Source organism: Chitinophaga sp. 180180018-3 (assembly GCF_037893185.1).
In the GTDB taxonomy this organism is placed as follows: domain Bacteria; phylum Bacteroidota; class Bacteroidia; order Chitinophagales; family Chitinophagaceae; genus Chitinophaga.
In genome coordinates this window covers 916,400-934,575 of sequence record NZ_CP140772.1, presented here as the reverse complement: position 1 = coordinate 934,575, position 18,176 = coordinate 916,400, and the positions used below count along the sequence as shown (strand labels likewise).

At 47.7% G+C, this 18,176-nt stretch carries 17 protein-coding genes; 3 read left to right on the top strand and 14 right to left on the bottom strand.

Going from position 1 to position 18,176, the window contains the following annotated elements; genetic code table 11:
- Positions 1-75 precede the first annotated feature (75 nt).
- Positions 76-1,059, bottom strand: coding sequence for a pyruvate dehydrogenase complex E1 component subunit beta (locus tag UNH61_RS03800; protein ID WP_326990785.1), 984 nt, complete (start codon positions 1,057-1,059; stop codon positions 76-78).
- 207 nt (positions 1,060-1,266) lie between these two features.
- Between UNH61_RS03800 and UNH61_RS03795 the strand changes: the two genes are divergently transcribed.
- Positions 1,267-1,878, top strand: coding sequence for a hypothetical protein (locus UNH61_RS03795; protein ID WP_326990784.1), 612 nt, complete (start codon positions 1,267-1,269; stop codon positions 1,876-1,878).
- A 92-nt stretch (positions 1,879-1,970) separates the two neighbouring features.
- Here the strand turns inward: UNH61_RS03795 and UNH61_RS03790 are convergent, their stop codons facing one another.
- Complete coding sequence (locus UNH61_RS03790) at positions 1,971-3,143, bottom strand: acetyl-CoA C-acyltransferase (protein ID WP_326990783.1); 1,173 nt, start codon at positions 3,141-3,143, stop codon at positions 1,971-1,973.
- 118 nt (positions 3,144-3,261) lie between these two features.
- Here UNH61_RS03790 and dnaG point away from each other — a divergent pair, with 118 nt between their 5' ends.
- Positions 3,262-5,262 carry a DNA primase gene (gene dnaG / locus UNH61_RS03785; RefSeq protein WP_326990782.1) on the top strand — a complete coding sequence of 667 codons (2,001 nt, stop codon included), beginning with the start codon at positions 3,262-3,264 and terminating at the stop codon, positions 5,260-5,262.
- A 3-nt stretch (positions 5,263-5,265) separates the two neighbouring features.
- Here dnaG and UNH61_RS03780 read toward each other — a convergent pair whose 3' ends face one another.
- From UNH61_RS03780 to UNH61_RS03770, 3 genes are read right to left on the bottom strand one after another with little or no spacing between them, the layout of a single operon-like run.
- Positions 5,266-5,769: a dihydrofolate reductase gene (locus tag UNH61_RS03780; protein WP_326990781.1), complete on the bottom strand. Its 504-nt coding sequence runs from the start codon at positions 5,767-5,769 to the stop codon at positions 5,266-5,268.
- Between the two features lie 7 nt (positions 5,770-5,776).
- Positions 5,777-6,598 (bottom strand): thymidylate synthase, encoded by an 822-nt coding sequence (locus tag UNH61_RS03775; protein WP_326990780.1) that lies wholly within the window; start codon positions 6,596-6,598, stop codon positions 5,777-5,779.
- Positions 6,599-6,623: 25 nt separating this feature from the next.
- Positions 6,624-7,802 (bottom strand): proline dehydrogenase family protein, encoded by a 1,179-nt coding sequence (locus UNH61_RS03770; protein WP_326990779.1) that lies wholly within the window; start codon positions 7,800-7,802, stop codon positions 6,624-6,626.
- 182 nt (positions 7,803-7,984) lie between these two features.
- Here UNH61_RS03770 and UNH61_RS03765 point away from each other — a divergent pair, with 182 nt between their 5' ends.
- Complete coding sequence (locus UNH61_RS03765; RefSeq protein ID WP_326990778.1) at positions 7,985-8,782, top strand: FecR domain-containing protein; 798 nt, start codon at positions 7,985-7,987, stop codon at positions 8,780-8,782.
- On the opposite strand, the gene UNH61_RS03760 is transcribed toward UNH61_RS03765, so the two are convergent.
- From UNH61_RS03760 to UNH61_RS03720, 9 genes are all read right to left on the bottom strand, one after another.
- Positions 8,770-9,663, bottom strand: coding sequence for a radical SAM protein (locus UNH61_RS03760; protein ID WP_326990777.1), 894 nt, complete (start codon positions 9,661-9,663; stop codon positions 8,770-8,772). The genes UNH61_RS03765 and UNH61_RS03760 overlap by 13 nt on opposite strands.
- Before the next feature lie 235 nt (positions 9,664-9,898).
- A complete protein-coding gene (locus UNH61_RS03755) occupies positions 9,899-11,185 on the bottom strand; it encodes an HAD-IB family phosphatase (protein ID WP_326990776.1) in 1,287 nt (428 codons plus the stop codon).
- 55 nt (positions 11,186-11,240) lie between these two features.
- Positions 11,241-12,122: an alpha/beta hydrolase gene (locus UNH61_RS03750; protein WP_326990775.1), complete on the bottom strand. Its 882-nt coding sequence runs from the start codon at positions 12,120-12,122 to the stop codon at positions 11,241-11,243.
- A 39-nt stretch (positions 12,123-12,161) separates the two neighbouring features.
- Entirely contained in the window at positions 12,162-12,752 is a 591-nt protein-coding gene (locus UNH61_RS03745; RefSeq protein WP_326990774.1) for a TetR/AcrR family transcriptional regulator, read from the bottom strand.
- Positions 12,753-12,800: 48 nt separating this feature from the next.
- Positions 12,801-13,514: a LytTR family DNA-binding domain-containing protein gene (locus UNH61_RS03740; protein ID WP_326990773.1), complete on the bottom strand. Its 714-nt coding sequence runs from the start codon at positions 13,512-13,514 to the stop codon at positions 12,801-12,803.
- 32 nt (positions 13,515-13,546) lie between these two features.
- Entirely contained in the window at positions 13,547-14,731 is a 1,185-nt protein-coding gene (locus UNH61_RS03735) for a DUF4407 domain-containing protein (protein ID WP_326990772.1), read from the bottom strand.
- Between the two features lie 4 nt (positions 14,732-14,735).
- A complete protein-coding gene (locus tag UNH61_RS03730) occupies positions 14,736-16,247 on the bottom strand; it encodes a histidine kinase (RefSeq protein ID WP_326990771.1) in 1,512 nt (503 codons plus the stop codon).
- Positions 16,248-16,399: 152 nt separating this feature from the next.
- Positions 16,400-17,140, bottom strand: coding sequence for a hypothetical protein (locus tag UNH61_RS03725; RefSeq protein WP_326990770.1), 741 nt, complete (start codon positions 17,138-17,140; stop codon positions 16,400-16,402).
- 16 nt (positions 17,141-17,156) lie between these two features.
- Entirely contained in the window at positions 17,157-18,173 is a 1,017-nt protein-coding gene (locus UNH61_RS03720; RefSeq protein WP_326990769.1) for a bestrophin family ion channel, read from the bottom strand.
- Between the last annotated feature and the right edge of the window lie 3 nt (positions 18,174-18,176).

Here is an 18,176-nt window from a genome sequence, read left to right as displayed (position 1 = left end):
AAAACAATAAAAAAGAGGATGATCACTCATCCTCTTTTTCTATTTATATCCTCTCTGCTAACTAACAGCTAACAGCTATTTCTTCATATACATTACTTCTTTCACCAGTTTCACGGTACGCTCGATATCGGGCAGGTACAGTTTTACCAGGTTAGGCGCGTAGTGCATAGGCGCGTCTACGGCTGTAATACGGCGGATAGGTGCATCCAGGTAGTCGAAACCTTCTTTCTGAATACGGTAGGAGATTTCGGAAGAAATGCTGGAGAAAGGCCATTGTTCTTCCACGATCACCAGGCGATTGGTTTTCTTCACAGATTCCAGGATGGTGAACCAATCCAGCGGGCGGATGGTACGGAGGTCGATCACTTCGGCTTCGATACCTTCTTTTGCCAGTTCTTCAGCAGCACCCAGGGCCACCTTCATCATTTTGTTGAATGATACGATGGTTACATCCTTACCGGCGCGTTTGATATCTGCTTTACCGATAGGGATGATATATTCTTCTTCAGGAACTTCACCCATATCGCCATACATCACTTCGCTTTCCATGAAAACAACCGGATCTTCATCGCGGATAGCCGCTTTGAGCAGACCTTTTGCATCGTATGGATTGGATACGGATACTACTTTCAGACCGGGGATATTGGCATAGTAGCTCTCGAAAGCAGTAGAGTGCTGAGCTCCCAGCTGACCGGCAGAACCGTTAGGACCGCGGAAAACGATCGGGCAACCCACCTGGCCACCACTCATTGCCAGCATTTTGGAGGCAGTGTTAAGGATCTGGTCCAGTGCCAGTACAGCAAAGTTCCAGGTCATAAATTCAACCACCGGACGCAGGCCGTTCTGTGCAGCACCTACTCCAATGGCAGCAAATCCAAGTTCAGCGATCGGCGTATCAATTACGCGCTTAGGACCAAATTCATCCAGCATTCCCTGGCTCACTTTATAAGCACCATTGTATTCGGCTACTTCCTCCCCCATAAGGAATACCCGTTCATCACGGCGCATTTCCTCCTGCAGGGCTTCTCTTAAGGCTTGTCTGAAAGCTATCTGACGCATGCTATTCTTAATTGAAAGTTAATTGCCTATAAAAAAGGCAGGGCAAAAATATTGTATGTTCACGAAAAAGCAAAGCAAAGACCCGATTAATAATTCTGATTCCGCAATATACATCTCCCTATCCCCCCGATATACCTCCTGTTACTATTAATTAATAAAATTATATATATTTATATTTTAAACTTTATTCTATCCCTGCCAACTGCTATGATCACCATCCCTATCCTGAGCGTCTGCTTCCTGGCGGCCCTGTCGTGCAAGATCAAAAAAGCGAAAGCACCTGTTCTCAGGCTACTCCTCTGGTATTTGCACCTGGTATTTGCCGCATTTGCCCTGTTATGTCTTCTTTTAATGATCAATAACTATGGGTTCAAGGGCACGCAAACCGAAAGGGTTTTCTTCACCCTCTACGCCGGCACCGGGATGCTCCTCTATGGCCTCACAAAGCCGGGAAACGACGCCCGGTATGCTTACCTGCTATGTCTTTTCGGCTTCCCGCTCCTGCTATTCCTGGGGCTGTTACTGCCGCCGCTGCGAATCATTACCCTCGTGGCAGGCATCACCCTGTTATGCGACAGCAACTTTCACCGCTACCCTATCGACGACGATTATGCGCTCCAAACCAAAAGCAACGGGATATTATCCGCCTGGCCGGACTATAGCCTCGTAGAAGATAAATATTTTTTATTTGAGAAGATAACGCCGGATATCATCAAACCCCGGGATGAGGTACATTTCATTCGTATGGCAAAAACGAATGCCGATAGTGTGCGGATACAGGTGAACAGGGTAGATACAACGATTAGAATTGGGAATTAGGAGTGAAGAATTAAGAAACAGCGCGAGGACCTTAGCAAATAATATCCATCGCTAAGGTCTTCGCGCTGTTTCTTAATTCTTCACTCTCAATTCTACATTCTTTCTATGATCATAGCACTCGCTCCGCCTCCACCGTTACAGATCGCAGCTACACCGTAGCGGGCCTGCTGGTCGTGCAGAATGGAATTGAGGGTAATGACAATGCGGGCGCCGCTACAGCCAATCGGATGTCCGATGGCCACTGCTCCGCCCCAGATGTTCACTTTGTCGAGCGATAAGCCCAGGTCTTTTGCATTGGCGATAGGTACGCAGGAAAATGCTTCGTTGACTTCTACAAAATCCATATCACTGATCTTCAGGCCGGCCTTTGCCAGGGCTTTATTCACGGCTTTCACGGGGGTGGTGGTGAACCATTCCGGCGCCTGTGAAGCATCGGCGAAGCTGATAATACGGGCCAGGGGCTTCAGTCCCAGCGCCTTCAGTTTTTCGCCGCTTACCAGTACTACCGCTGCAGCACCATCGTTGATGTTGGAGGCGTTGGCAGCGGTGATGGTACCATCTTTCTGGAAAGTAGGCTTCAGCGTTGGTACCTTGTCGAAGATGACTTTTTTGTAGTCTTCATCTTCAGCAACCGTTACCACCTGTTTGCCGGGTATTTCCACGGGCACTACTTCCGCTTTATAATGTCCTTTTTCCCAGGCAGCTGCGGCACGCTTGTAGCTTTCTATAGCGAATGCGTCCTGGTCTTCCCGGGTAATCTTATATTCTTTGGCGCAAAGCTCTCCGGCATTGCCCATGTGATAATCGTGATAAGGATCCCAAAGGCCATCGCGGATGATGCCATCCAATATATTGCCATGCCCCAGTTTGTAGCCGGAACGGGCTTTATCGAGGTAGTAAGGAGCACCGCTCATGCTTTCCATGCCGCCGGCCACCACCAGGTCGTTATCACCCAGCATAATACTCTGAGCGCCCAGCATAATGGCTTTCATGCCGGAAGCACATACCTTGTTAACGGTAGTACAGGGCACGGTGTTGGGGATACCGGCGCCAAGACTGGCCTGGTTAGCGGGCGCCTGGCCGAGGTTGGCACTGAGCACATTGCCCATATATACTTCATTCACTTCGGATGCAGCCACACCAGCTCTTTCGAGCGCTGCTTTTATAACGATGGAACCAAGCCGGGTAGCCGGAACGCCTGACAATGCACCATTGAGCGAACCTATGGGGGTACGTGCCGTTGCTGCTATAAATACTTCTTTCATCTGATAAATAAGATTGATTTGGCTAATTTATAATCTTCCAAATATAAGGAAAATAATCGCGCAACAGCGGCGGTACGGGCGGTTCAGCGTTCATTTCGCTGCGTCGCAGATTTCCCGTATGTTTGTAGTTGCATCTGATCAGAACGTGATATCGCAAAACTCCATACAACAGATACTCAGCCGCATTGATATTGTGGATATTGTGGGCTCCTTTGTGAAACTAAAAAAAAGGGGGGCCAACTACCTGGGCCTGTGCCCGTTTCACAATGAGAAAACGCCGTCTTTCACCGTATCTCCCGGAAAAGAGATCTATAAATGCTTTGGTTGCGGCGCCAGCGGCAACTCCATCAGCTTTGTCATGGAGCACGAAAAGTACTCCTATGTGGAAGCCCTGCGCTGGTTAGCCCAACGGTACCAGATAGAGCTGGAAGAAACTGAGGTGAGCCCTGAGGTGAAGCAGTTCCAGCAGATGGCGGATAGCCTGTTTATCATCAACAGCTATGCACGGGAGTATTTTACGGATACCCTCTTCAAAAGCGACGAAGGCCAGAATATCGGGCTCAGTTATTTTGAAGAACGTGGTTTCACGGAGGAGACCATCAAAAAATTCCAGCTGGGCTACTGCCTCAATACATTCGATGCCTTTGCAAAATCGGCGCTGGCTAAGGGTTACAACCTGGAATACCTGCAAAAGACCGGTCTTGTTACCATTCGTAACGATCAGCCGGCCGATAATTACCGGGGCCGCGTTATTTTCCCGATCCATAACCAGTCGGGCAAGATACTCGGATTCGGAGCACGTATCCTGGCCAAATCCGACCGGGCACCCAAGTACATCAACTCTCCCGAAAACGAGATATACGTTAAAAGCAGGGTGTTGTATGGTACCTACTTTGCACGCCATGCGATTGATAAGCTGGACGAATGTTTACTGGTAGAAGGCTATACGGACGTTATTTCGCTTCACCAAGCCGGTGTGGAAAACGTGGTAGCATCCAGCGGTACCTCTCTTACACAGGATCAGTTGCGGCTGATAAAGAAATACACCAAGAACCTCACGATCCTCTATGATGGCGACAGTGCCGGTGTGAAGGCCGCGCTGCGCGGACTGGATATGGCCGTGGAAGAAGGGTTGAACGTGAAGCTGGTATTGCTGCCGGATAAAGAAGATCCGGACAGTTATGTGCAGCGGATAGGTGCGGAAGCATTCCGGGAATTCATCAAAGAAAACAAGCAGGACTTTGTACTGTTTAAGCTGCAGCTGAGTATGCAGGATGTTGGCAGCGACAGTACCAAGAAATCGCAGCTGGTGAATGAAATCGCGGAAACGATTTCCAAAATCGACAAAGCCGAGGATTTCACGAGGCAGCAGGACTATATACGCCAGTGCAGCCAGTTACTGCATATTGATGAACAGGGGCTGATACAGCTGGTGAATAAATTCATCCGCGACCGCCTTATCAAACGGGAGCAGGCGCAGGCCCGCAATAACCCTGCACCTTCCGACGACGACCTCAGCGAAGAAGCCATCGCCGCGATGGAAGCTGCGGAAACCGGCATTTCGGTAGATGCGGTACTGAGTATTGGCAGTCACGAAAAACAGGAAAAAGAACTGATAAAGATCCTGCTGCGTTTCGGCGACAAAATGTTCAGCGAGGAAGATAACACTACTGTGGCTGATTATGTCTTCCACCTGCCTTACGATTTCGAAGCGCTGGCCGAGAATGAGCTGGTGAAAAGGATACTCAGGGAATACAAGGCACTGTATGATGCCGGCAACCTGCAGGATAAAAGATGGTTCCTTTATCATGAAGACCAGCAGTTGTCGAAACAGATTGCGAATATCCTCGAAGATAAAGAAGCCGACCTGAGTGTTAACTGGAAGGAACGATTTGAAATTGATACCGTTTATGGCGACAACGCCTATCTGAGAGATACCATTAGCACTACCAACTATCTTATACTCCGCAAGATCAAGAAGCTGATCCTGGAAAACCAGGAAGAAGCGAAAAAGGCCACCAGCATAGAACAGGTATTAAGCTGCCTGGAAATGCAAAAGCACCTGAATGCATTAGAGTACGAGCTGACGCACAGCATGGGCACGGTGGTATTCAGATAGCTGCTAGCTTTTAGCAGCTACGCTATCCCAAACCTGAAAAGTAAAGCCATAGGCGTGCTTTTCGTCGGGTTCATGGTGTTGTTCGCTGACGAGTTTGAATCTGTTTTCATCTATCTCCGGAAAAAAAGCGTCCCCTTCTACCACGGCGTGTACACGGGTGAGGTAGATACGGTTTATTAACGGCCAGGAAGCTTCGAAAATCTGGGATCCGCCGGTGATAAACAATTCATCGCCACCGAAGCTGCGGGCTTTATCGAGGGCAGCATCCAGTGAGCTCACTACAAAAGTATGTTCCGGGTGGTAATCGCCCTGCCGGGTGATGACGATATTCGGTCTTCCAGGCAGCGCTTTTCCCAGTGATTCAAAGGTTTTACGCCCCATGATGACCGGCTTGCCGAGGGTAGTAGTTTTGAAGTATTTCAGATCGGCCGGCAGGCGCCATGGCAGCTCATTATGGATACCAATGACGTTGTTTTCCGAAGCAGCTACAATAATTGATATGCGCATAAGTGAGTTATATGGCTACCGGTGCTTTGATAGCGGGATGAAACTGGTAGTTCACCAGTTCGAAATCTTCATATTTGAATGCAAAAATGTCTTTTACCTCCGGGTTGATCTTCATCTGGGGTAAAGGGAAAGGCTGACGGGTCAGCTGCAGCTGCGCCTGTTCCATATGATTGCTGTAGAGATGTACATCTCCGAAGGTGTGAACGAAATCGCCGGCATCCAGGTCGCATACCTGCGCCATCATCATGGTCAGCAGTGCGTAGGAAGCAATGTTGAAAGGAACACCCAGGAATACGTCGGCACTGCGTTGATAAAGCTGGCAGCTCAGTTTTCCGCGGGTTTCGCCTTTTGCTTTATCTGCCGGTGTTACATAAAACTGGAAGAGGCAGTGGCAGGGGCTCAGCGCCATATCCGGCAGGTCGCCCACGTTCCAGGCATTTACAATAATGCGGCGCGAATCGGGGTTCTTTTTAATGGTATTCACGGCTTCAGTGATCTGATCAATTACTTTACCACCGGGGGTTTCCCAGCTACGCCATTGTTTACCGTACACCGGACCCAGGTCACCGTTTTTATCGGCCCACTCGTCCCATATGCTTACACCATGTTCTTTCAGCCAGCCGATATTGGTATCGCCCCTCAGGAACCACAGTAATTCGTATATAATGGATTTGAGATGTAATTTTTTTGTAGTCACCACCGGAAATCCTTCCTGCAGATCGAAGCGCATCTGGTAACCAAAAACGCTGGTGGTGCCTGTTCCTGTACGGTCTGTTTTTACGGCACCGTCACGGATAATATGTTGTAATAAGGTTAAGTACTGGTCCATGGGTGCAATTTACGAAAGGAATTCTTTAAATCCCTCTTCTCTTCATCTCCTTCCGGATGAGCGCCAGTTCGCGGCCCATTTGTCCGGCTATGGAGGTGTTTTCCTGCGCCCGGCGGATCAGGTAAGGCATCACATCTTTCACGGGGCCGTAAGGCAGGTATTTGGAAACGTTATAGCCGGCATGCGCCAGGTTGAAAGTGATGTTATCGCTCATACCCAGCAATTGGGCAAAGCTGACATGCGGGTGATTATGTGGGAGTTCTTTATCGTCAAGAAGGCGGGCTGCCAGCATGCAGCTGTTTTCGTTGTGGGTACCGATGAATACAGCCAGTTTATCGATGTTATCGATGCAGAATTCCACTGCAGCATCGAAGTCCTTATCCGTAGCAGCTTTGTTGGGCTGTATCGGTGTTGGATAGTTATTTTCGGAGGCACGTTTGTTTTCTTTTTCCATGTATGCACCCCGCACCAGTTTTGCTCCCAGGAGATAGCCTTCCCGTTCGGCTTTTTGTAAAGAAACCTGCAGGAACGGGTAGCGGTCGTGGCAATACATCTGGAAGGTATTATAGATCACTACTTTACCTTTGTTGAAGAGCGACATCATTTCGTCTGTCAGCGCATCCACAGCATCCTGAATCCATGACTCTTCTGCATCTATGAGGATGCCTACATCGTGTTTGGCGCCAGCTTCGGCGATAGCCAGTACGCGTTTGCGTACATGCGCATACTCTTCCTGTTCGGCGGGCGTAAGTGTTTCCTTACTGTGTATCTTTTCCAGCAGTCCGAAACGGGCAAAGCCGGTTATTTTAATCGCAATGAAGGGAATATCCGGGCGGGAGCCGGCATATTGGATAGCGCGGATAAATTCGGGAACAGCAGCATCATAGCTTTCTTCTCCGTCCATGGCTTCCACTCCGTAATCGAGCGTGGCTGCCACATGATAATTACCCAGTTCCAGTGCAGTAGTTGCCGCTTCTTCCAACGATTCACCACCACAAAACTGGGAGAAGATGGTGTTCTTAATGATACCCTTAACCGGCAGGCCCAGTTTAAAGGCAAGGGGCGTCATGACTGCACCTAATTTCACTAACCATGGCTTGCCAATATTACTGAAAAGAAAATTGGCCTTTTTCAGTGCCTTGTCGGTCTTTGCCTCAAATGCAATAGCCGTATCATCAAAAGATAAAGATAGCTGCTTTTCCATGGGCCGCAAAGTTAGGGTACGTGCGCATTCCAGCCAAAAATCATTATAATATCAGCATATATTTTTAACAGCGTTAACGGATATTGTCTATTGCTTCACATAAATTGTTTAAGCATACTTATTTACCGCTGTTTATTTTATTACTTTTAGGCTTTTTGCGACACATAAAATATTCCCGGAATATGCAATTTAAATCAGATACCAGACTGTTATTGATCAGCGGATTTTTATTCTGTAGCTGTCATCATGCTCAGCCTGTAAAAACCGCTGCTGATACCGTGAATCTGAAGGCGCCGGGTATTTCTTATCATACATGGAAAGGGGTTACGGGGAAACGTACCAGCGTAACACTGGCTGATAGTTCAACTGTGATATTGAATTCAGCGTCTGTACTGGAGGTGCCGGATAACTATCCGCAGGGTAACCGCCGCGTGATCCTCAATGGTGAAGCATTTTTTGACGTACGGCCACGAACTGATTCGTTCATTGTTGTTTCAGACAAGCTAACCGCCACGGTACTGGGAACTTCGCCGGATAGCGCCACTGTGTTTAAAATGAGGTCTTTTGGCAGTCAGCATGGTGCTACCGCCTATCTGCTCAGCGGAAAGATCCGCATTGGCAAATCTTACCACTCCCCTACTGATAATCAGCCTGAAATACTGGAACGGGGCCAGATGATCCTTGCCAACAACGATATAGATCTGATGGAAAAGGAAACCTATCATCCGTCGGAGCAGGAAGCGTGGCTATCAGATTCCTTACATATCAGCCATACGAACGTGATGGCCTTTTCGCGTATGCTGGAAGACTGGTTTGGCGTGGATGTGGAGATAAAGGGAGATACCGGCGAGATGCCTGTTATTGAAAACGAAATTTTTTACAAAGCCAGTCTGGAAGATGTGTTGCGCCGTATTGGTGCACAACAGCATTTCAAATACCGGATCAGCGATAATAAAGTAACTATCACTTACGGCCGCTGATCAATATATGGAGGCAGGCTGTAACGACTGGCAACTTCAGCTGCGGCGGCCTGCAACGCCTTGTTATAACGATCGGGCACGCCGGCCTGTGTTAAAAACAGGCGCCGGTAGCTTTCGGCAAATTGCGGATAATACCGCTGCACGGCCTGCATGATCAGCTGCCGGCTGTCGGCCTCTCCATCTCCCCATAATGTAACAGAAGCAGGAAAGACATAGCGGGCGCCGTTTTCCCGGAAGGCAGCATACATCAGCGCCAGTTGTTCCGGTATGTCTGTAATGTAAGGCAACAGCGGCATGAGACTGACGCCTGTCATAAATCCTGCTGTGGCACAGGTTTTCAGGGCTTGCAAGCGTAATACCGGGTCAGGTGCACCGGGTTCAAATTGTTTTCCTATCACCGGATCAATGGTGCTGAATGAAAAGGTAATAAAAGCCTTATGATGGTATCCGGCCATATCAGGCGGTAAAATGGCGTTTTCGCTGATGTTGCGCAGGAGATCCAGGTCGCGCAGCACCAGGGGCGATTTGGTGATGATATGTACCGGGAAACGGTATTCGAGCAGCAGTTCCAGTATGCCCCGCGTCAGCCGTTCTTTTTCTTCTATCGGCAGGTAGGCATCTGTAACGGACGATAGCACCACTACTCCCTGTTCGTGCTTCTTTGCGCGGACTGCAAGCTGCCGGCGAAGAACAGGCAGCGCGTTTTCTTTCACGGATAGTTTTTCCGCCATGTTGATGCCGTATTTACTGCCGCGTATGTAACAATAAAGACAATTGAATGCGCAGCCACTGTAAGGGTTAATGGTATAGTCGTCGAGAAACCAGGGATCCCGTTTTTTGGTTTTGTTCAGCAGCGATGTAACTGTAATATACCTTGGCATACCGGAAGTTATAAGGCTAAGTTCCGGAATTTATTTCATCCCTGGTCTGTTGGTGCTGATTATCATTTTTTTACGGAAGATGTAAAGGCGGTGGTTTTCACAAAGAAAAAATCATGGCAGGTATTCATCTCCCGTAAACAAATTTCGTATATACGTTTCCGTTAAAACAGCCCGATTAAAAAGCCGCCTGAATAATCAAAGCGGCTCTTTCTTTTATACTATTGGGTTAGTATTCTTAGTAAAGTACCCTGAACTGGATGGTGTTATGTATCTTCTTCAGTTCTTTCAGCACCTGTTTATCGTATGCCGTTGCTGTATCTGTAATCACGTAACCGATGTTGTTGTTGGTCATCAGAAACTGCGATACAATATTGATATCATGTTCGGCGAGCACCTGATTTACTTTTGCCATTACGCCAGGTACATTGTGATGAATGTGAATAAAGCGGTGGCCATTTTTTACAGCAGGCAGCTGAATATTTGGAAAGTTACTGCTTTTAAATGAATCTCCATTGTTAATAAATCGGGCCACTCTTTTTGCAATTGATTCTGGTTTTTTAAGATTATCAAACACAGCAATACCCAGTTCCGTGCAAACGTCGTGTGGCACATGTTTCTGGCTGTTTCCCAGATAACCGATTACTTTCAGTTTTCCAGCCTGACGAAGTTTCTGTGCAGAGATGATTTCACCTTCGCTGGCCAGAATGATCACCGCATCTTCGAGGTGTTTTCCATTGTCGGATGCATTCACCTGTTTTATGGTAAAGCCATCTTTCTTCAGGTACTTCACTGCGGATTCCGGCACCTCGCCAGCCACCAGGCAGAGGATGCGGTTCTTGGGATAGGAGATGGCCGACGGCAACTTGTTCAGGAACAGGAACTCATCGAGGCTCGGCGTTACGTGGTCGGCTTTCTCCGTGACAGATTTCCGTTCTATATTTTCGGTGAAAGCATAGAACTTCCGGATCATACCGGATTCCTTCAGCTGGAAATCAGAATAGCCGTCGCCGATACCATGTATTTCACCCTGTAGTTGCAGATCCTTTAGCAGCTTTACTTTTCCGCCTTCATCAGACAAAGGATTAGCGGCATCATAGCCTACTATTTTCCCATCTTTATCAAAAACAAAGGTGTTTGCATAAATATTCTCTTTCCTGATATGAAAAGGAAGCACTACCGGTGTAATAAACTCTTTGAATCCACCTGATACGATGAGTACATCGCCTGCATGCTGTTTAAAGAAATCCTTGTTTCTCTTAAACGAAACAGACACCTGTTTTTTCAGGTGTTTTACCAGTTGTTTGAGATGGTCTTTATTAGCTTCCAGCAATTTAACCCTGCCTGCCAGGCTTTCGCGGAAGGAGAGTTTCCCTTCCATTGCCTGGTTGGTCAGGTGCTCAATTTTCTTATAAATGGCTTCCCTTTCCGGATGGTCTTTGAGAGAGATGCGCGCCAGTTCGTCCAACGCTTCCACCTGTGTGAAGGTACTATCGAAATCGATTATATAATATTTTTTACTCACGGAACAACTGTTGATCAGGGCGTAAAAATATATTGTTCTTTCGATTTTTTATAGTCTAATGACTTTCCGGTTCCCCAAGTATTTCCAGCATGCCATTCAGTACCTTCTGATTACGCATAATTCTGAAGTGGCCTTCGCCCGTGATACGGAATGATTCTATAGTGGGATAAGCCTGCAGGAATTTTTCAATTTCGGACGACAGTGCCAGGGTATCGGTAGTATCGTACGCGAACCATATCCGGCCTGCTTTGATACCATTGATGTACCGGTGCAGGTCCATGTCTGTCAGATCTTCGTTGAGCCGTTGCCGTATGAGGGTTTTCAGTTTGGGCATCACTACGGGATGGATGCGGAATAGCCTGAGCGCATCGTCGAAGAATACCGGTGCGCTGATAGCAGCACTGAGAATGATCAGGCGGGGGATACTTACATTTTTGCGGGCCAGGGTGAGCGCGGCATTGAGTCCGCCCATAGAATGGCCGATTACAGCGTGGAGCGGGCCTTCGCGTTGAATCACCTGTTCCAGTACATGCATCCATTGTACAAGGTTGGTGCGTTTACCATCCGACCTTCCGTGCGCCGGCGCATCGTAGGCGATGACCTGGTAGCCATGCTGCACCAGCAATGAGATCAGCTGTTTGAAATGCAGCGGACTTCCGCCCCAGCCATGCAGCAACAGGATCTTAGGGCCGGCAGCTCCCCAGCGGTACACAGACACCTTCAGCGGCGTATCATCGAAAGGATAACTGCTTACCTGCCAGGCATCCTGCAATGCTTCCCTGCGCAGTTCTTCATGGGGTAGTTTCAGCTTCAGTGCCGGCGGCGTGCAGTAAAGCCGGTAGAACAAACGGGCGGTAACGCCGGGGAAAGGCCGGCTCATGGCGGAAAGTAACATACCCGTCATCCGCAGCGACAACGGCAAAACTTTATGTTGCATATTTTAGACCGATTGGTTTATTTTTTAGCAAATAAAAATTCAGCGCATATTTTGTCTCATTTCTTCTCTCAGGGCATCCACTACCACCAGCATCTGCCTGTTATGCCCCAGTACGCCGCTCACCAAAATAGCGCCTTCCAGCATGGTGAACATCTTCACGGCAAACTTCTTCTCGTCCCAATCCAGCCTGAATTCGCCTTTATCCTTTCCGTATTGTACCATTGCTGCAATACGCGATTCGAAGTACAGTACCAGCTCTCCTACTTTCTTCTTCAGACCGGGATTCGTATCATCCGCCTCTACGCCGAAGTTCAGCATTGGGCAGCCGCCGGGCACCACTTTCTGCGAAGGATAGGCAGCATAGAAATCAAACAACGCTTCAAATTTGCCTGCGGAAGTATTAGCGGTTGCCGTCACCATCCTCAGGCGTTGTTTTTCCTGTTCAGCGATATAATCGAACACCTCCATTACGATCTCCTCTTTGGAGGAAAAATTCCCGTACACCCCACCCTTAGCCAGTTTGGTAGCCTCTAATATATCGTTGATGGAGGTACCCGCCACTCCCTGCCGGTTGAAAATAGGTGCGGCTTTTTCGATGATAAACTGTCGTGTTTTTTCAGCTTTTCCCATGCAAAAGGAAAATTAAACCAATTGGTCGATTTTACAAAAAAATTATGCTTACAAATTAAAGATCCGTTCTATTGCCGGCGCATAGGCAGCTCCGATAGGAATAGGAATATTTCTGATGTAAAGGGAGTTACGATCGGCCCGTTCAATTTTATTATTTGCTACAATATAAGAGCGGTGTACCCTGGTAAACGCGCCGGTTGGCAGCAGGTCAACTGCTTCCTGCATGGAAAGGCGTGAGATCAGTTTACGATCGGCCAGAATGAAGTTCACATAGTTACCCGCGCTTTCCAGGTAGAGAATTTCCTCCAGTACCACGCGGAATTGCTCATAGCCACTTTTCACGAATATATATTCCGGCTGTTCTTTCACCACTACACCGGCTCCTGCATTGTTCTGCTGTTTCAATTGCAGCAGGTTGTTAGCCTTATTACATGCTTTCATGAAACGGATCAGCGAAAAAGGTTTCAGCAGATAATCGATCGCATCCAGCTCGAAGCTTTTAACGGCATGTTCGGAATAGGCGGTGGTAAAAACGGTCATGGGCGGATGCGGCAGGCTCGACAGGAAATCGAGGCCGGAAATATCGGGCATTTTTATATCGAGGAAAAGCAGGTCTACTTTTTCTTTGCTTAAAAAATCGATCGCATCAAAAGCGTTGGTAAAAAAGCCTTTCATTTCAAGAAAAGGTACCTTGGCAGCATGATTTTTAATAACAGCCAGGGCCACCGGTTCATCATCAATCGCAATAGCAGTCATCTTCATTTGGCTATTTTTAGCTATCAGCAAGATAGGGATTAACTTATTTTTCCCAGCAACAATTTCCGGGCCTGTTGCCAGAGATGCTGAAACTGTCCATCTTCGCGGCTGCGCCAGTCTTTTACAAGTGCATCGGCTTGTTCACGGCGTATATCGGCGGTGGTTTCAAAGATATGATCCACCATTTCCTTGTCTGCCTTCAAGCCTGCCGACTGATAATGCTCCAGCAGTTCTTTCCCTGTTTCGGTTTCAAGTTTTGCAGCAGCCACTCCCTGTGCAGTAGCGGCAGCCAGCTTTTCATCGTACTCACCTTTGGGCATCAGTATTTTACTGAGCAGGGGCATTACTTCTATCAGCGTGATGATAAAAACGATGAGCCGGTAACGTTGTTTTACCGGCGGATGGGTTTCTGTCAGTTCATTCAATGCTTCTATCTGGGCGAGGAATCCATTGGTGAGTGTGCCTACATACACCGTTTCCTTCAGGCTGTCGGCGGTATGCATCTGCGCCAGCTTGGCTTCCAGCTCCTGTGCTTTGGGATCCCATTCCCTTTTCATTGCCTGCAGCTCCTCATCGGTTTTGAGGTATTCAGCTTTCTTCACGCGGGCGATGGCCGATTCGCCGATCCTTCCTGAACCGCCGGTACCATCGGTTTCTTTGATGTAGTTGTCTTTATACACTTTGAGATCCGCTTCCTTACGGGCGATCTTTAGTTTTCCTTCATTGAGCGATTGCTGCAAACCATTCACCTGTCCGGCGTTCAGCTTCACCAGCTGGGCACGATAGTTATCCAGCTTTGTTTGTTTGCTAAGTTCCAGCTGGGCATCGATGTCTTTCTTAAACAACATTAATACTACAGGCTGAGAAATAAACAAGCCTATTGTAATGGCCAATACAAGGCGAAAAATCACGGGCATCACTTTCATGTTACCGTTGTTCCTGGACATGGCAGCGATGAGGGTTCTGTCGATCGAGAGGATGGCAAAACCAAAAAAGAGTGCCAGGCCCACTACTATCATATCGTCGTTGATAATAGTAGAGAAAAAATATCCCCAGGCGAGGGTAGCAAACATCCAGGTAACCATCACGGAAATACCGATAATGCGGTATCGTTCCTTTTCGGTGCGGCATTCTTTCAGAATATCTGTATCAGCGGCAGCCAGCCACCATAGAAAGCGGGTCATTCCATCGGGTGCGGCAACGGGTACTTCTTCCTTTTTCATCTTACTATTTATTAACATCAATTGTCAGGTGCACAAAAAACTCGGTAGCGGTTTGCCTGATACTGAGCTCATGACGGTTGGGATACAGGAGGGCAAGGCGTTCTTTTACATTGCTCAAACCGATTCCCATGCCTTCCCGCTCGGGATCGTTCTCCGGGCGGGGATGTACGCTGTTGTATACATCGAAAAAGATCTGATCCGGCGTGCAGCTTAATGAAATCACGATACGGGAACGTTGCCTTAAACTAATACCATGCTTAAATGCATTTTCAACAAAAGGGATAAGCAACATCGGCGCTATTTCATGCTGGCACTGGCTTTCGTCTATATTTATTTCTATCAGTATGTCCGGTGAAGATAATACTCTTAAACGTTGCAGGGCGATATAATTTTGCAGGTATGCTACTTCCTTATCCAGTGGTATTTTTTCGAGATGATTATCATGCAGCATGAACCTCATCATGTCGCCCAGCTTCTGAATACCTTCGCTGGTCCGGGCTGCCTCTTCCTGTAAAGCAGTACCATACAGCGTATTAAGCGCATTGAATAAAAAATGCGGGTTGATCTGTGAGCGTAAAAAATCGAGGTTAGCGGCTGAATGGCCTAATGCCTTTTTCAGGGTAACTACCGTAGCAGTTTGTTTCTGGCGGGATTTGTATAAAAACCAGGAAACCGGTAATACTATCCCTGTTGAAACCACGATCCCGACCATACCGAGCGCTGTTATCCATCCGCCATCCCTGTGCGCTATCGCCCGGCAAATTAAAGCCAACAGGATATTGCAACCCAGGATAGTAAACGCAATATCCCGGATTAATATTGTTTTATTATGATGTGTATTGAAAAAATCAGGGAAAACACGATACCGGAGTATGAAAAACACCCCAATCATGGTTGGGCCGAAAAAGAACACCATTAATCCGAGGTCTCTGGAATCACTAAAGGACAGGCAAAACAATGCTACAAATACCCCTGAAGCCCAGAAGATCTCTGTCATCATTTCCCGGAATGCCATATCGCGGTTAAAGCGGGGGAATATCGAGCTGATCATCGCTTTCCTGACATAGTAATAGACCACGTACAACAGGGATGAAAAAATGGTGGTAAAAAAAGCTGATTTGACAAAATGCATATGTGCCCCTCTAACAGTACTGTATACCCCGAACAGGTATCCGTTGTAATAAGAGGCGGCTACCATCATCATCAGGAAATAAAAGAGCAGTATCGGACATAGTAGTAATACGCCCACTACCCATTTATCTTTCTCCAGGAAAACGGGCACGATTACAAAATTCACCAGCAGAAAAGAAATGTACACCAGTGTAACGCTGCCAGTATAGGGCAATAGAAAATGCAGATAGTAATCGAACACCTGGTTATATTCCGCGAACTTATGCCCATAGATGCGTTGCAGATCAAAAACGTTGTAAGCGATACTGGGGTACACCAGGGAAAACATCAGTAACAGGTAAATACCAGTGACGATGCCAAACTCAATTTTCCTGAATTGATTCATACGAGCGATGTATTTAGGGCAATAATAGGGATTGTAGCGGAGCCAGGGGGGCAAAATGGGATGAAAGTGGGGGAATTTGGGGTAAAAAGGGCAAACAGGGGCACAGGAGGTTACAGCCGGGGACTTAATTCCCCGGCTGTAACGGGTAATTTTTAGAGATAATATTCTTTCATCAGGCTTTTCCGCTCGTTTGTTTCGAGGTTAATATAATCGAACTTCCTGTATTCGCAGAAGGAGCCCATATCTCTATCGCCATTTACAAAAACGGCGCCCACCAGGATAACGTATTTACAGGGATAACTGGTTTGGCTGACCAATACTTCCATCCTTTCGTCGATGGCTTCATACATCACTTCAGTGGCTTCATACACTGTATTTGGGGCTTTCATTATCCGTTCCTTATTATGCAACAGTATCTGTTCGATGATATTCATCTGATAATCGAGCGGAGTAATGTTACTTTCCACGATCTGGTTGCTGAGCAGTTTCCCCAGGGCGCCTTTCAGTGCGCCGCAACAGGCGGAGTTATGATGCTGCCCTATCCGGCTGATTTCTCCGATCACCCCTTCCCGGGTGATGCCGATATGCGGGGCATAGAAAGCCATTACGGCCCCGTCTTCCGGAACATGATGTGCAAAGGCGCTCATCCCTGTCAGGCCAGCGAAAGGGTAGCCATCCAGTCCGCCCATTTTAAACGGGCCAAGCATTTCGTATGCCCGTGGGGGGTACTGGATCGCGTTTACATCGTCGCAACACATGCTGTCGGCATGCATCAGCCGGGCTGGCTTCAGCCCCAGGTATTTTTCGATGGTATCCAACAACCGGTCAATGGTTTCCACTGATGTCAGTGCCTTGGGATACCATTTTCTTACGGCTTCCAGGTGCGTAGTCATAAAGTTTATTTTTTTGCTACATTACAATATCATGGACGGGTTTGATAGCCTCAGGCAGGTCTTTTTCACCCAACATCTCCCGCAGGTCTATTTCTATATTCCTGCTGATCTGTGTGACGGGTATGTCGTTGGCTCCGCCTTCAAAAGGATTTTCCGTGGATTCCCCTATCTGCTCCAGTACCAGGAAAACCCATCCCAGCAGCACACTGAACGGAATGGTCAGCCATACAATATATTCCCCGAATTTGTCGGTCAGTTTAGAAAACTCGCCGATGAAGCCGAGCGGCAGCAAAAAGCAAAGGGCATTTGTAAAATAGAGGTTGATGCTGGAAAACTGCCGCGGGTACGGAAAATTTTTAAGCCGCTCGCACTTTCCCTGTTGATCGTACAGGTCTTTCAGCTGATTTTCCAGTGCCACATAATTGAAATCTGCTATCGCCCCTTCCTGATTCAGCTGCTTCAGCTGAGCCGATTGCGCTGCCAGGATCTGGGTGGCCCTGTTTTTTGTGGATAAGATATACGTCCGTTCCGCTTCGGGCAGAAATGGTAGCAGCTCTTCATCGAGGGAGCTTTCCCATTCCGGTACTTTGTAGTAAACCTGGTATTCCCTGTTATAGCTCTTTGTTTTTACGTTTTCCCAGCTTTTAATTTCCCTCAGCTGAAAACGCAGGGCGGTAAGCCAGGCAAAGTGACGATAGATGATTTGTTGGTGTACGGCTGTTTCGTAGTATTTGTCGTTGCTCCTGATAAAATCCCGGACCATCACGCCAAAACTCCGGCTGCTATTGATAATAGCACCGTATACCTGTCGCGCTTCCCACAGGCGGTTGTACGTTTGCGTATTTTTAAACCCGGAGATGAAAGCAGCTGCAGTGCCGAGGAGCGCCACAGGCACCCAGGGGATGGCCAGCCATTTCCATCCGAAGAAGCTGTACAGCAAGGTAGGCACTACGCTCAGCAGCAACATTTTATAGATCTTCGTTCTCGTCCACGGAATAAAATGATTCAGCTTATAATGCGTAGAGATATTCATATG

Coding starts and splice junctions, on each gene's coding strand:
- UNH61_RS03740 (WP_326990773.1), bottom strand. CDS start 13,514: ATGAAGATGACTGCTATTGCGATTGATGATGAACCGGTGGCCCTGGCT.
- UNH61_RS03730 (WP_326990771.1), bottom strand. CDS start 16,247: ATGAATCAATTCAGGAAAATTGAGTTTGGCATCGTCACTGGTATTTAC.
- UNH61_RS03765 (WP_326990778.1), top strand. CDS start 7,985: ATGCAATTTAAATCAGATACCAGACTGTTATTGATCAGCGGATTTTTA.
- UNH61_RS03720 (WP_326990769.1), bottom strand. CDS start 18,173: ATGAATATCTCTACGCATTATAAGCTGAATCATTTTATTCCGTGGACG.
- UNH61_RS03800 (WP_326990785.1), bottom strand. CDS start 1,059: ATGCGTCAGATAGCTTTCAGACAAGCCTTAAGAGAAGCCCTGCAGGAG.
- UNH61_RS03780 (WP_326990781.1), bottom strand. CDS start 5,769: ATGCGCATATCAATTATTGTAGCTGCTTCGGAAAACAACGTCATTGGT.
- UNH61_RS03790 (WP_326990783.1), bottom strand. CDS start 3,143: ATGAAAGAAGTATTTATAGCAGCAACGGCACGTACCCCCATAGGTTCG.
- UNH61_RS03770 (WP_326990779.1), bottom strand. CDS start 7,802: ATGGAAAAGCAGCTATCTTTATCTTTTGATGATACGGCTATTGCATTT.
- UNH61_RS03760 (WP_326990777.1), bottom strand. CDS start 9,663: ATGCCAAGGTATATTACAGTTACATCGCTGCTGAACAAAACCAAAAAA.
- UNH61_RS03750 (WP_326990775.1), bottom strand. CDS start 12,122: ATGCAACATAAAGTTTTGCCGTTGTCGCTGCGGATGACGGGTATGTTA.
- UNH61_RS03795 (WP_326990784.1), top strand. CDS start 1,267: ATGATCACCATCCCTATCCTGAGCGTCTGCTTCCTGGCGGCCCTGTCG.
- dnaG (WP_326990782.1), top strand. CDS start 3,262: ATGTTTGTAGTTGCATCTGATCAGAACGTGATATCGCAAAACTCCATA.
- UNH61_RS03775 (WP_326990780.1), bottom strand. CDS start 6,598: ATGGACCAGTACTTAACCTTATTACAACATATTATCCGTGACGGTGCC.
- UNH61_RS03735 (WP_326990772.1), bottom strand. CDS start 14,731: ATGAAAAAGGAAGAAGTACCCGTTGCCGCACCCGATGGAATGACCCGC.
- UNH61_RS03725 (WP_326990770.1), bottom strand. CDS start 17,140: ATGACTACGCACCTGGAAGCCGTAAGAAAATGGTATCCCAAGGCACTG.
- UNH61_RS03745 (WP_326990774.1), bottom strand. CDS start 12,752: ATGGGAAAAGCTGAAAAAACACGACAGTTTATCATCGAAAAAGCCGCA.